The sequence below is a fragment of the Pseudomonas sp. C9-3 genome (genome assembly GCF_032392015.1).
In the GTDB taxonomy this organism is placed as follows: domain Bacteria; phylum Pseudomonadota; class Gammaproteobacteria; order Pseudomonadales; family Pseudomonadaceae; genus Pseudomonas; species Pseudomonas nitroreducens.
Map to the genome: position 1 here is coordinate 30,743 of NZ_CP135919.1, position 12,950 is coordinate 43,692.

The following is a 12,950-nucleotide window of genomic DNA, read 5'->3' on the forward strand; positions in this document are numbered from 1 at the left end:
GAGCCTTGTTCGCGAGCAAGCTCGCTCCTACAGGTAGTCCGTGATGTTGGGGAGCGGCGGGGAATCAATCGCGGACGAAGTCCGCTCCTGCGTGCTGCCCGCCTTCCGGGCTCAGGGCAATTTCATCTCGTAACCTGCCGCCTGCAATTCGTCGTAGGCGTGGTCCAGCTGTGCGCGCAGCCCTTCGGCGTCGGGCGCGTGGCGCGAGACGATCAGCTTGGTCGGCACGCTGTACAGGTTGTCGAAGGCCAATGGCGCCATGTTGAGCTCCCGGCGCGCCTGCTCTACCGGCGTCTGGTAGTCGATCAGGTAGTCGCCGCGACCGCGTTCGAGCATCTGCAGCGCTGCGGTGTGGGTGCTGGTGCGGTGCAGCTCCAGCTTCAGCGCCGGGTCGGCGAGCAGGTCGGTGATCGGTCGCCAGTAGCTGTAGCCGCTGATGAGGATGACCCGGCTGCCGGTCAGGCCGCCGGGCACTTCGGGCGAGGGCCGCGGGGGCATGCGGTAGAGGTTCAGCTCGACGTGGCCCAGCACGCGCTCGCACTCCAGCGTGCTGCCCGCCAGTTCCTGCTTGCCGGGTGCGCCGGCCCAGAGCTGCACGCTGCCGTCCTGCAGGCCCAGGTACAGGCGGGCGCTGGGCAGTGGGCGGAAGTCGGCGCGGTAGCCGGCCTTGAGCAGGATGCGCCGGACCATCTCGGCACCGCTGCCGCGGGTGCTGCCATCCGGGGCGGTATAGGTGTAGGGCGGGAATTCGTAGTAGCCCACCGTCAGCGCCGGCAGTGGATGCGGCAGGCGGTCGGCCAGCGTGGGCCGGTCGACGGCCAGGGCGTTGAGGCAGAGGAGGGCGAGGATCAGCCCGGCGAGACGGCGCAAATGCATGGATGGCCTGGGTGCTCGTTATCGTTTTTGTTCGAAGCGGGCCGAGCATGCGACCGCCGCCTCGCACTTGTCCAGCGTCCACCGGCGGCGTTGTGCCGAAGCGCTCAGTGGGGCAGCAGGAAACGTGCGGAAAGCGGCAGGTGATTGGAGATGCGCAGGGTATCGTGGGCGCGTACGCCGGCCTCCAGACGGTTCAGGCTGGGGCTGTGGAACAGGTAGTCGAGGGTGCGGTCGGGTTTGTGCACGCGCGGATCGTTGGGGAAATGCGTGTACCAGTTCTCCTGGTCGGCGCCACTGGACTCTTCTACCGCCGGGATCACCGGGAAGCGCGCTGCCAGCAGGTTCAGTTCACTGTTGGCGCGGTAGGGCGCGCGCAGCACTTCCGGCAGGTAGGGATACTGGCCCAGCGGCAGCAGGCCGAGGTCGCCACCCAGCAGCCAGGGGCGGCCCGCAGCCTGCAGGGAGTCCAGCTGGGCCTCGATGGCTTGCACCTGGCGCTGCGGGGTGTCGTCGCCGTTGGGGCGTTCCAGGCGTGTGTTGATCACGCTGAGCTGGCCACCGCCGCGGACCGGCAGGGCGCTCTGCAACATCGCCGGTTGCGGGGCGAACAGGTGCAGCAGCGGGATGGCTGAACGCTGTGGCAGGGCGATGCGCTCGCTGCTGGCGATCTGGAAGCGGCTGAAGGTCACCAGCTTGCGTCCGGCGCTACCGAACACATGGGGATTGGGATCGAAGCGGGCCTTCCAGTCGAAGGCGGCGCTGGAGCAGGGGTAGAGGTCGGCCAGGCGGTCGCCGATCAGCGCCTGCTGGTCCTGCTTGCCGGTGGCGGCGGCGCCGTCATCCACTTCCTGCAGCAGGACGATGTCCGGAGCCTCGTCGCGGATCACCCGGACCACCTCGTCGAGGCTGTAGGCGATGTCTTCGGGGCTGGGGCTGTCGTCCGGGCCGGTGGTGTCGGGCAGGTCGTCCCAGAAGATGTAGCGCTTGCCGGCCAGGTACTGGACGTTCCAGGTCATTACCTTCAGCGCCTGGCCCGGCTGCAGTTGCGGCGCGGGCGTGCGGCACTGTGCAGTGACGCTTTCGCGCTCGGCGGGGTGCCAGGCCAGCAGCCAGGCGGCAGCGGTGAGGGCGAGCAGCAGGACGATGAACAGCAGGAACAGGGCGCGACGGCGAAGCGAGAGGCTCATGGGTGACCAGGGGCTATGCTTGTTGGGACCAGAGGATAGTGGCTGTGACTTCGTATTTCATCTCTGTGTTTAGTGTGGGAATTATCCTGAAACCTTGTGAGACGTAGTTCGCAAGATGCTGTTTCGCACCCTGCGCGCTCCGGGAGGCTGCCATGTCGAGCAAGCTCTTCTCCCATCCCGTCTACCGACGCAAGGTGGTGCTGGTCAGCGGCGGCTGTTCCGGCATCGGCCGCGCCCTGGTGCTGCGCTTCGCCCGGGCCGGGGCCCATCCGGTGATCCTCGACCTCGACCAGGCGGCGCTGGACAGCCTGGTGCAGCACCTGCGCGAACACCTGAATGTCGAGGCCCTCGGCCTGCGCTGCGACATCGCCGACGCCGAGGCGGTGCAGCGTTCGGTGGCACTGGCGGTCGAGCGCTTCGGCGGCATCGACGTGCTGGTGAACAACGCCGGCATCACCCATCGCAGCCTGTTCATCGAGACCGAACTGGCAGTCTTCCGCCGGGTGATGGCGGTGAATTTCTACGGTGCGTTGCACTGCACCCAGGCGGCCTTGCCCAGCCTGCTGGCGCGGCATGGTCAGATCGTCGTGCTCAGTTCGTTGACCGGCTTCGCACCGCTGCTCTACCGCAGCGCCTACAACGCCAGCAAGCATGCGCTGCACGGCCTGTTCGACACGTTGCGCATGGAGCTGGACGGTACCGGTGTGGCAATCACCCTGGCATGCCCCGGCTTCACTGCCACCGACCTGCGCAAGAACGCGCTGGTGGGCGACGGCTCGGTGATCCGCCAGCCGGCGCTGGTGCTGGGCGCGGAGGTCGCCTCGCCGCGCGACGTGGCCGAGGCGATCTACCAGGGCGCCTTGCGCCGCCGGCGGTTGCTGGTGCTGTCCAACGTCAACTGGCGGGCGAGGCTGCTGGCGCGCTTCTTCCCGCGGCTGTTCGAGAAATTGCTGGTACCGAAGATGTCGGGGCTCAGGCCGGGGCACTAGCTTTTCGTAGGAGCGAGCTTGCTCGCGAACGGATTCATCGGCGACGCCGGAGCGGGGCGGGTTCGCGAGCAAGCTCGCTCCTACAGGTTCTTTGCCGGCCCGAAGCGCGGTGCCTGAGCGATGGGTGGGAGCGGACTTCGTCCGCGATCGATCTCACTTCGCGCCGAGGCCAATCGGGGACGGAGTCCGCTCCTGCACTCAATGCGAGTGCGTGTCGAAACCACCGCCCGCCAGCGCCATGTCCCAGAACGACGCCTCGATCTTGTGCCCGTCCAGGTCGCGGATGAAGCAGCCGTAGTACGGATCTCCATACAGCGGGCGCGGGCCGGGGGCGCCTTCGTCGGTGGCGCCGGCAGCTATCGCAGCGCGATAGAACGCGTCCACTTCCTCGCGGGAGTTGGCCATGAAGCCGAAGTGCGTACCGTTGCCGACGCTGGCCGGGCGCCCGTCGATCGGCGTCTGCAGCCAGAATTCCGGGAAGGCGCGGCCGTAGGCCACGGCGCCGGGGTGCTCCATGATCTGTTGGCAGCCCAGGGTCGGCAGCACGGCGTCGTAAAACGCCTTGGCGCGCGGGTAGTCGTTGGTGCCGATGGAAATGTGCGAAAGGCAGCTGGGCGGGAAGTCGCTCACGGCGAGTCTCCATACTCGGGGAAAGGAGACTCCAGCGTAGAACCCCGGCCCGCGATGTGCCGGGGTATTTGTTGCGACTTGCTGCCCCTCAGGCGGCTTCGCGGCCAAGCAGGATGAAGATGCGGTAGGCGGCCACCGTCAGCAGCAACTGGAAGAACCCGCTCAGCGAATGCAGCGCGACGCTGAGTACCGGCGCGTCCTGGCCGGCCTCGGTGATCCAGCCTTCGGCGATCCACACTGGCGCGAGGATGGCCAGCGAGGTGATCAGCAGCAGGAAGAAATGCCCGGTGGTCAGGCTGAAGCTCTCGCGCATCGCGTCGATGGGCGCGCGGCCGCGCTGCACCAGGAGGAATTCGGCGAAGGCCAACTTGATCATCACGAAGATGCCCGGCAGCACCATCAGGTACAGGCCGATCACGATCAGCAGCGAGGTGATCGCCGAGAGCAAGGCGAAGGCCGGCCACAGCCGCAACGCTGCGCTCCACAGTTCGCGCACGCTGCGCTGTACACCTTCGCCCGCGTCGATCATGTAGAGGATCAGGCTGGCGGTATAGATCGGGTAGAACACCAGGCCCGCGGCCATGCCCCAGGGCGCGAAGTTCTGCGAGCCGGCGGCGACGTTGATCTGCTGCTGCACCAGCGTCTCGATGACGATCCACGGCAGGCACAGCGGCACCAGGGTGCCCAGATGACGGGAGAAGAAGAACCAGGTGTCGCGGAGGATGGAAAGGGGATTCATCAGTAACCCGATACTGTCCGAGGGCTTCGACTCTAACTTAAGCAAACCCTCAGATAGAAGGCGCAAGAATTCTGTGACCGGAACTTGTTTTTTTCCGACCCGATCCAATGTTTCGCTACAGCGATCCGTTTTGATTCACCCGCTCACTCGAGGCCTGCCATGAATTCCGAAGAGCAATCCCTGATCGATGGTCTGTTCACCCGCCTGCGTGACGCCGAGTCGCAGACCGCGCCCCGCGACGCCGACGCCGAGGCACAGATCAACAGGCACCTGGTGCAGCAGCCGGCCGCGCCGTACTACATGGCCCAGGCGATGCTGATCCAGGAAGCGGCGATCAAGCGCCTGGACCAGCGCGTCAAGGAACTTGAAGCGCAGCAGGCCAGGGCTCAGGAGCAGCGCCCGAGCAGCGGCGGCTTCCTTGCCGGGCTGTTCGGTGGCGGCCAGAGCCAGGAGCAGCGCGCGGCGCAACCGCAGCAGCGCCCGGACGGCTGGGGCCAGACGCGTTTCTCGCAGCCCGGCGGCAATGCGGCTTACGCCAATAATCCTGCGGCCGGCAATCCCAACGACTTCCGCCCCGCACAGCCGGCGCAAGCCGCACCCCAGGGCGGTGGCTTCATGCGCGGTGCGCTGCAGACCGCCGCGGGCGTGGCCGGCGGGGTGATGGTGGCGGACCTGCTGACCAGCATGTTCCACCACAACCAGCCGCAAGAAATCGTCGAAGTGATCCAGGAACAGCCGGTGCAACCGGAACCTTCGAGCTTCGACGACTCGCGGACGGATGACTCCTTTGGCGGCGGTGACCGCTACGCAGACAGCAACTTCAGTGACGCCAACTACGACGACGGTGGCAGCTTCGGCGACGACTCCGGCTTCTTCGGCGGCGACGACGGCGACATGTTCAGCTGAGCCGCCCGCCCGCCGGGACTGGCGGGGGCGCGCCGCTGTGCCGATAATGCGCCCCCGCTGTTCGAGTCCCGGAGTCACCGTTGAAGACCATCGCCCTGTTCGCCGACGTGCAGAACCTCTACTACACCGTGCGTCAGGCCTACGGCTGCCACTTCAACTACGCCGCCCTGTGGGCCGAGCTGAGCGCCCAGGGCAACATCGTCCAGGCCTACGCCTATGCCATCGACCGGGGTGATGCGAAGCAGCAGCAGTTCCAGCAGATCCTGCGCAAGCTCGGCTTCACCGTGAAGCTCAAGCCCTACATCCAGCGCGCCGACGGCTCGGCCAAGGGCGACTGGGACGTGGGCATCACCATCGACATCCTCGACGCCGCGCCGAATGTGGACGAAGTCGTGCTGGCTTCCGGCGACGGTGACTTCGACCTGCTGCTCGACCGCGTCCGCGCCGGCGGCACCGATGCCACCGCCTACGGCGTGCCGGGCCTCACCGCCCAGGCGCTGATCCGTGCAGCGAGCCGCTACGTGCCCATCGAAGGCGCGCTGCTGCTGCGTTCCTGAGCCTTGCGGCTACAATGCCGCCCATTCCGAATTCGTATTGCGAGCGCTCCATGACCTTCGCCAACCTCGGCCTGATCGATCCCCTCCTGCGCGCCCTAGACGGGCTCGGCTACCAGAACCCGACGGCGGTGCAGGCCCAGGCCATTCCGGCCGTGCTCAAGGGCCGCGACCTGCTTGCCGCCGCGCAGACCGGTACCGGCAAGACCGCCGGTTTCGCCTTGCCGCTGTTGCAGACGCTGCTGCAGGAAGGCCCGCAGGTGGCGGCCAACTCCATCCGCGCGCTGGTGCTGGTGCCGACCCGTGAACTGGCCGAGCAGGTCCACGAGAGCTTCCGCGCCTACGGCCAGCACGTGCCGCTGCGCACCGCCGTGGCCTACGGCGGGGTCAGCATCAATCCGCAGATGATGAAGCTGCGCAAGGGCGTCGACGTGCTGGTGGCCACGCCCGGTCGCCTGCTCGACCTCTATCGGCAGAACGCCCTGAAGTTCACCCAATTGCAGGCGCTGGTGCTGGATGAGGCCGACCGCATGCTCGATCTCGGTTTCTCCCGCGAGCTGGACGAAGTCTTCGCCGCGCTGCCCAGGCGCCGGCAGACCCTGCTGTTCTCCGCGACCTTCTCCGACGCCATCCGCCAGATGGCCCGCGAGCTGCTGCGCGACCCGTTGACCATCGACGTGGCACCGCGCAACACGGCGGCGAAGACGGTGAAGCAGCACCTGGTCACCGTCGACAAGAAGCGCAAGGCCGAGCTGTTCCTGCACCTGAAGCGCGAGCAGGGTTGGCGCCAGGCCTTGGTGTTCGCCAAGACCCGCAAGGGCGTCGATGAGCTGGTTGGCCTGTTGCAGAAAGAAGGCATCCGCGCCGACTCGATCCACGGTGACAAGCCGCAGCCGTCGCGCCTGCGTGCGCTGGCGCGGTTCAAGGCCGGTGAGGTGGACTTCCTCGTCGCTACCGACGTCGCCGCCCGCGGGTTGGATATCGAGGAAATGCCGCTGGTGGTCAACTTCGACCTGCCCATCGTCCCCGAAGACTACGTGCACCGCATCGGCCGTACCGGTCGCGCGGGCGCCAGCGGGCAGGCGATCTCGCTGGTCTGCGCCGACGAAGTGCAGCAGCTGGCGGCCATCGAGACGCTGATCGGCCAGACCCTGCAGCGCCAGGAAGAAGATGGCTTCGAGGCGGAACACCGGGTGCCCGTCACCGCCCCTGGCGGCCAGATAACGAAAAAGCCGAAGAAGCCCAAGCAACCCAAGGTACCCGAAGGCAAACCGGGCAAGGTCCACCTGGGCTCGCTGCTGGACGACAAACCGCAGGTCAAGGCGGTGCGCAAGGCGCCGGGGTTCGGTCTTGGCGGCAAACCGGCAGGCGGCAAGCCGTCTTCTGGAAAGCCCTCTTCTGGAAAGCCGGCCGGCAAGGGCGGTCGCCGCCCCTGAGCCGTTAAGGCGCGCGCCTGCTTCATCGCGGTGCGCCGCCGAGGGCTGAGTCGGGGGCTGTCTCCAGGCGTGGCGGGGTCTTGCGGAGTGTGGCGCAAAAGCTGCATTTCCGTGTGGAATCCCGAACGCCTATAGTGTGCCCATCGCGCACACAACAAGAACGACAGCCCATGCGCCACAAGGAACTCAAAGCCTGGACCGGCGGAGTCGCCCATCTGCTCCCGCTGGCCGCCGGTCGTCCGCGCCTGCTCGGCCTCAGCCAATGGCTGCAGCAGGTCTGTGCGGTGGATAACTTCGTGCTCTTCGTCTACGAAGGCAACCACCGCCCACTGGACCTGTTCGACACCTTCCCGGCCGACATCCGCCACGTCTACGTCGAGGACTACCAGGTCGGCCCCTACCTGCTCGATCCCTTCTACCTCGCCTGCACCCGCCACCAGGCGCCGGGGCTGTGGCGCCTGCGGCAGTTCGCGCCGGACCACTTCTACGTGGGCGAGTACTACCAGACCTACTACCAGCAGACCGGCCTGACCGAAGAGATCGCCTTCTTCGTCGACCTGGCCGACGGCGCCACCGCGGTGCTGTCACTGATGCGCAAGACTTCCAGCCCTGCCTACAGCCGCGACGAGATGCAGCTGCTCGAATGTGCGCGGCCGGTGGTCGAGCAGGTGGTGCGCGAAGCCTGGGAACTGCGCCGTGCGCAGCCGCGTCCGGCGCAGGACCTGGACTACCAGATCCGCGAGGCCTTCGACCAGTTCGGCGCCCAGCTGCTCACGCCCCGCGAGCAGGAGATCGTCCAGCTGCTGCTGCGCGGCCACTCCAGCGCCTCGGTGGCCGAGCAGCTGGATATCAGCCCCGGCACGGTGAAGATCCACCGCAAGAACCTCTACGCCAAGCTCGGCATCGGCAGCCAGTCGGAGCTGCTCGGGTTGTTCATCCGCGAGTTGGCCGGGCGCGATGCGGCGGGTGGGATGCGCGCAGTGGGGTGAATGTCGGCAACCCGTAGGGCGAATAACCGTTCACGGTTATCCGCCATTCTCCCTGGTTACGGTGCATGCGGCGGATAACGCTTGGGGCGTTATGCGCCCTACGTTGCTGAGCCGGGTAGGTCTTTTGTAGGAGCGAGGGGGACGCCATCGTCATTGCTCGCGAACCGCCCAATACTGGAGCTGCCTGGGGCTCCGTTCGCGAGCAAGCTCGCTCCTACAGTCATCGTCAGCTCCGTGTCGGAGCGGGTCATGCCCGCGATCGCGCGCATGGCGCGCTCCTGCCGTCGACTCTCCCATCTCTGCCTTAGCCCAAAGGGGAAATGTATCGCCTGCGTATGCGTTCCGCCCGATCCAATCCCGCCATCTATCCCCCGAGGGATATATACACCCCGAAAGCCCCATTGCTAGCGTGACCACCAACAAGAACAAGGTGGGAGCGCGGTGATGGAAAGCGGTCAGGATGTCGATATCGAGTTCCGTAACGTGGTCAAGCGCTATGGCAGCGTGCCGGCGGTCAACGGGCTGAGCTTCAAGGTCAAGCGCGGCGCTTTCCATTCCTTCCTCGGCAGCTCCGGCTGCGGCAAGACCACCACCCTGCGGATGATCGCCGGCTTCGAGCAGCCCAGCGAAGGCGAGGTCCTGCTGGCCGGCCAGGCGGTGGCAGGGGTGCCGGCGCACCAGCGTGCGGTGAACATGGTGTTCCAGCACTACGCGCTGTTCCCGCACCTGACCGTGGCCGAGAACATCGCCTACGGCCTGCGCTACCGCACGCCGCGCCCGGACCGCGCGCAGCAGCACCGCATGGCCGACGAGGCGCTGGAGATGGTGCGCCTGTCCGGCTTCGGCACGCGCAAGCCGCACGAGCTTTCCGGCGGCCAGCAGCAGCGCGTGGCATTGGCCCGCGCGCTGGTGAACAAGCCCACCGTACTGCTGCTCGACGAACCGCTGGCGGCGCTGGACCGCAAGCTGCGCAAGGAGATGCAGTCGGAACTGCTGCGCCTGCAGCGCGAGGTCGGCATCACCTTTGTGCTGGTCACCCACGACCAGGAAGAGGCGCTGTCGATGAGCGACAGCATCAGCATCATGAAGGACGGCCTGATCATCCAGACCGCCACCCCCGAGGCGCTCTACGAGACCCCGGCGAGCCGCTACGTGGCGGACTTCATCGGCGAGTCAAACCTGTTCTCCGGCACCGTCCGCCGCCTCGATTCCGGCCGCGTGGTGCTGGGCACGCCGGCCGGGCTGGAACTGAGCAGCCCGCCGACACCCACCGGCCCCGCGCTGGCGCCCCAGGCCGAAGGCTGCATCGCCGTGCGCCCCGAGCTGGTTGGCATCGCCGCTGCGGATTCGGAGCTGCAGCGCGAAGTGCGCCTGAAGGGGCGCGTCGAGGACCGCATCTACCTGGGCAACCTCACCGAATACCGCGTGCGCACCGACGCCTTCGGCATCGTCTGCGTGCGCGTGCCACGCAAGGCCGGTGGCGAGGCCGAAGCCTTCGAGCACGGCGCGCCGGTACAGGTCGGCTGGAACCAGGCCAGCGGCCTGGCCATGGCTCTCTGAACTGGGTTCAGCCCGACGATCCAACCATAACGACAATCAGCAGACAGGCGGGGAGTGAAGATGGACAAGAAGAGCTTCATCAAGACGATGCGCAGCTGGGAAAACGGCTCCATCACGCGACGCGACTTTCTCGGCAAGACCGGTCTCGGCCTGGCGATGGCGGTGGTCGCCGCCAACACTCCCGGTCTGCTGACCGGCAAGGCCTACGCGGCCGAGGGCAGCAACATCGGCGACCGCCTGGCCCTGGCCACCTGGCCGAACTACCACAGCCAGGAGAACTTCGACGCCTTCGCCAAGGCTACCGGCGCGCGGGTGCAGATGAACGTGTTCGGCTCCAATGAGGAGATGCTCGCCAAGCTGCAGGCCGGCGGCAGCGGCTGGGATGTCTTCGTACCGACCAACTACACCATCAGCACCTACGTGCAGCTCGGGTTGATCGAGCCGCTGGACCTGTCGCGCATCCCCAACTTCGACCCCAAGGCCTTCGAGGAACGCTTCATGGCCCAGGGCACGGTGGACGGCAAGGTCTACGCGGTGCCGAAGAACTGGGGCACCACCGGCATCGTCTATGACGCCAGTCGCGTGAAGGGCAGCCCGGATTCCTGGAAGCAGTTCTGGGACCTCACGTTGACCAGCGCCTCGGGCCGCACCATCGTCCACGACTACCAGCTCACCGCCATCGGCAATGCGCTCAAGTACTACGGCTACAGCTTCAACTCGCTGGACCCGAAGGAGCTGGCCGAGGCCGAGAAGCTGCTGATCCAGGCCAAGCCGCACCTGTTCGCAATCAACTCCGACATCCAGCCCTCGCTGCGCAACGGCGATGCCTGGATGGCCATGGCCTGGACCGGCGACGCCTCGCAGCTGCACCGCGACAACCCGGACATGACCTTCGTGCTGGGTAAGGAAGGCGGCGAGATCTGGAGCGACTTCTTTGCCATTCCCAAGAGCGCCGAGCATCGCGATGCCGCCTACGCGTTCATCAACTACCTGCTCGATCCGCAGCACAACAAGCTGGAGGTGCTCTCCCACGGCTACCCGAGCGGCGACAAGCGCGTCGATGCGCTGCTCTCCCAGTCGATGCTCGACGACCCGATCATGTACCCGGCGGCCGAGCGCCTGTCGCCGCTGGAGTTCGGCGCCGCGGCGACCCTTACCAGCCCGGTGCGCGCCGAACTGATGGCGCGGTTCAAGGCCGCCTGAGGAAGGTCTCCCTGTAGGAGCGAGCTTGCTCGCGAACCGCCCAGCTCCCGAGCTGCCGGTGAATTCTTTCGCGAGCAAGGGCTAGGCGCCCCCCTCGCTCCTACAGGGGAACTGCGTAACTCCATGCGTAGGGAATCGAACATGAACATCGCTGTCAGCGCCCCGTTGCCGCAGACCCAGGCGACGCCCGCAGTCTCGCGCGCTAAAAGCCTCGGCCGGCGCGTCACGCTCCTGCTGCTCCTGCCGTCCACTCTGTGGTTCCTGCTACTGCTGCTGATGCCGCTGGTGATCATCCTGGTCTTCAGCTTCGGCGAACGCAGCGCCGTGGGTGGTTATGGCGGCGGGCTGACGCTGGAGAACTACCTGAATCTCGGTTCCCGCGCCCAGGCCTTCTGGAACACCCTGACCCTGGCGCCGCTGGGCACCCTGGCCTGCCTGCTGGCGGCCTACCCGCTGGCCTACTTCCTGGCGGTGAAGGTGCGGCGCAACAAGTCGCTGCTGCTCACGCTGGTCATCGTGCCGTTCTGGACCAGCTTCCTGATCCGCACCTATGCCTGGATCTTCATCCTCAGCGGTCGCGGCATTCCCGCGCTGCTGGAGAGCTTCGGCATCGCCGACGTGCGGCTGATCAACACGCCCTACGCGGTGCTGATCGGCATCGTCTACGGCTACCTGCCGCTGATGGTGTTCCCCATCTACGTGACCCTGGAGAAGCTCGACAAACGCTTGCTGGAAGCCTCCGGCGACCTCGGCGCCAGCGCCTTCGAGACCTTCCGCCGGGTGACCCTGCCGCTCTCCGCGCCGGGGGTGATCACCGGAGTGATGCTGGTGTTCATCCTGCTCATGGGCGAGTTCCTGATCCCGGCGATCCTCGGCGGTGGCAAGGTGTTCTTTGTCGGCAACGCGCTGGTCGACCTGTTCCTGCAATCGCGCAACTGGCCGTTCGGCAGCGCGGTGGCGATGACCCTGGTGGCGATGATGCTGGTGATCATCGGCGTCTACCTGAAACTCGTGACCCGCTATGGCGGCTCGCGCAACGACGGGGTGCTCTGACATGTGGCTGCGCAGTTACTCCACCTCGGTCTACCTGTTCCTCTACGCGCCCATCGCGCTGATCATGCTCTTTGCCTTCAACGCCGGGCGCAGCGGGCTGAGCTTCCAGTGCTGCTCGGTGCAATGGTTCGGCCGCGCCTTTGGCAACCCGTTCATCATGGAAGCACTGGGCAACAGCGCGCTGATCGCCTTCTGCTCGGCGCTGATCGCCACGCTGTTCGGCACCCTCGCGGTGTTCGGCCTGCAGCGGGTCGGCAAGCGCGTGCGCCTGCTGTTCGACGCGCTGACCTACTGCGCGATCATCGTGCCGGGCATCGTCATCGGCATCGCCACGCTGATCGCCTTCATCACCCTGTTCGACGTGGTGAACCCGCTGCTGGCGCTGCTGGATATCGGCCTGCCGAAACTCAACATGGGCTTCGGCACCGTGGTGGCAGCGCACTCGCTGTTCACCATGGCGCTGGTGATGGTGATCGTTCGCACCCGCGTCGAAGCCATGGACAAGTCGCTGCTGGAAGCCTCCGCCGACCTCTACGCGCCGCCGCTGGACACTTTCTGGCGCGTGACCCTGCCGCAGATCGCCCCGGCCATCCTCGCCGGCTTCCTGCTGGCGTTCACCTTCAGTTTCGACGACTTCATCATCGCCTTCTTCGTCGCCGGCTCGGAAACCACGCTGCCGATCTACATCTTCTCGTCGATCCGTCGCGGCATCACGCCGGAGATCAACGCCATCTCCACGGTGATCATCTGCGCCTCGCTGGCGCTGCTGTTCACCTCCCGCTACCTGCAGAACCGCCGCACCGGCGTTCAGGCCGCCTGAGGGCCGAC

At 66.5% G+C, this 12,950-nt stretch carries 13 protein-coding genes; 9 read left to right on the forward strand and 4 right to left on the reverse strand.

Features of this window, described 5'->3' with window-relative positions:
* Positions 1–111 precede the first annotated feature (111 nt).
* A complete protein-coding gene (locus RS899_RS00150) occupies positions 112–876 on the reverse strand; it encodes a transporter substrate-binding domain-containing protein (protein ID WP_315808787.1) in 765 nt (254 codons plus the stop codon).
* Positions 877–980: 104 nt separating this feature from the next.
* Positions 981–2,063, reverse strand: coding sequence for an endonuclease/exonuclease/phosphatase family protein (locus RS899_RS00155; RefSeq protein WP_315808788.1), 1,083 nt, complete (start codon positions 2,061–2,063; stop codon positions 981–983).
* 152 nt (positions 2,064–2,215) lie between these two features.
* Here RS899_RS00155 and RS899_RS00160 point away from each other — a divergent pair, with 152 nt between their 5' ends.
* On the forward strand, positions 2,216–3,052 hold the full coding sequence (locus tag RS899_RS00160) for an SDR family oxidoreductase (protein WP_233299951.1): 837 nt from the start codon (positions 2,216–2,218) through the stop codon (positions 3,050–3,052).
* 198 nt (positions 3,053–3,250) lie between these two features.
* Here the strand turns inward: RS899_RS00160 and RS899_RS00165 are convergent, their stop codons facing one another.
* Both RS899_RS00165 and RS899_RS00170 read right to left on the reverse strand, forming a co-directional pair.
* The gene (locus RS899_RS00165) at positions 3,251–3,682 is read right to left on the reverse strand and encodes a VOC family protein (protein ID WP_065086617.1); all 432 of its coding nucleotides are present in this window, start codon (positions 3,680–3,682) and stop codon (positions 3,251–3,253) included.
* Positions 3,683–3,770: 88 nt separating this feature from the next.
* A complete protein-coding gene (locus RS899_RS00170; RefSeq protein WP_054906811.1) occupies positions 3,771–4,421 on the reverse strand; it encodes a YciC family protein in 651 nt (216 codons plus the stop codon).
* 159 nt (positions 4,422–4,580) lie between these two features.
* On the opposite strand from RS899_RS00170, the gene RS899_RS00175 reads away from it, so the two are divergent.
* The 8 genes from RS899_RS00175 (at position 4,581) to RS899_RS00210 (ending at position 12,942) form a co-directional block, all read left to right on the forward strand.
* Entirely contained in the window at positions 4,581–5,327 is a 747-nt protein-coding gene (locus tag RS899_RS00175) for a DUF2076 domain-containing protein (RefSeq protein WP_315808789.1), read from the forward strand.
* An 80-nt stretch (positions 5,328–5,407) separates the two neighbouring features.
* On the forward strand, positions 5,408–5,884 hold the full coding sequence (locus RS899_RS00180) for an NYN domain-containing protein (protein WP_024764639.1): 477 nt from the start codon (positions 5,408–5,410) through the stop codon (positions 5,882–5,884).
* Positions 5,885–5,934: 50 nt separating this feature from the next.
* A complete protein-coding gene (locus tag RS899_RS00185) occupies positions 5,935–7,317 on the forward strand; it encodes a DEAD/DEAH box helicase (protein ID WP_315808790.1) in 1,383 nt (460 codons plus the stop codon).
* A 170-nt stretch (positions 7,318–7,487) separates the two neighbouring features.
* A complete protein-coding gene (locus RS899_RS00190; protein WP_054906814.1) occupies positions 7,488–8,306 on the forward strand; it encodes a helix-turn-helix transcriptional regulator in 819 nt (272 codons plus the stop codon).
* Between the two features lie 444 nt (positions 8,307–8,750).
* Positions 8,751–9,866: an ABC transporter ATP-binding protein gene (locus tag RS899_RS00195; protein ID WP_315808791.1), complete on the forward strand. Its 1,116-nt coding sequence runs from the start codon at positions 8,751–8,753 to the stop codon at positions 9,864–9,866.
* Positions 9,867–9,926: 60 nt separating this feature from the next.
* Complete coding sequence (locus RS899_RS00200; protein ID WP_315808792.1) at positions 9,927–11,069, forward strand: spermidine/putrescine ABC transporter substrate-binding protein; 1,143 nt, start codon at positions 9,927–9,929, stop codon at positions 11,067–11,069.
* Positions 11,070–11,210: 141 nt separating this feature from the next.
* Complete coding sequence (locus RS899_RS00205; protein WP_315808793.1) at positions 11,211–12,122, forward strand: ABC transporter permease; 912 nt, start codon at positions 11,211–11,213, stop codon at positions 12,120–12,122.
* A gap of 1 nt (position 12,123) precedes the next feature.
* Positions 12,124–12,942: an ABC transporter permease gene (locus RS899_RS00210; RefSeq protein ID WP_024764643.1), complete on the forward strand. Its 819-nt coding sequence runs from the start codon at positions 12,124–12,126 to the stop codon at positions 12,940–12,942.
* Positions 12,943–12,950 lie beyond the last annotated feature (8 nt).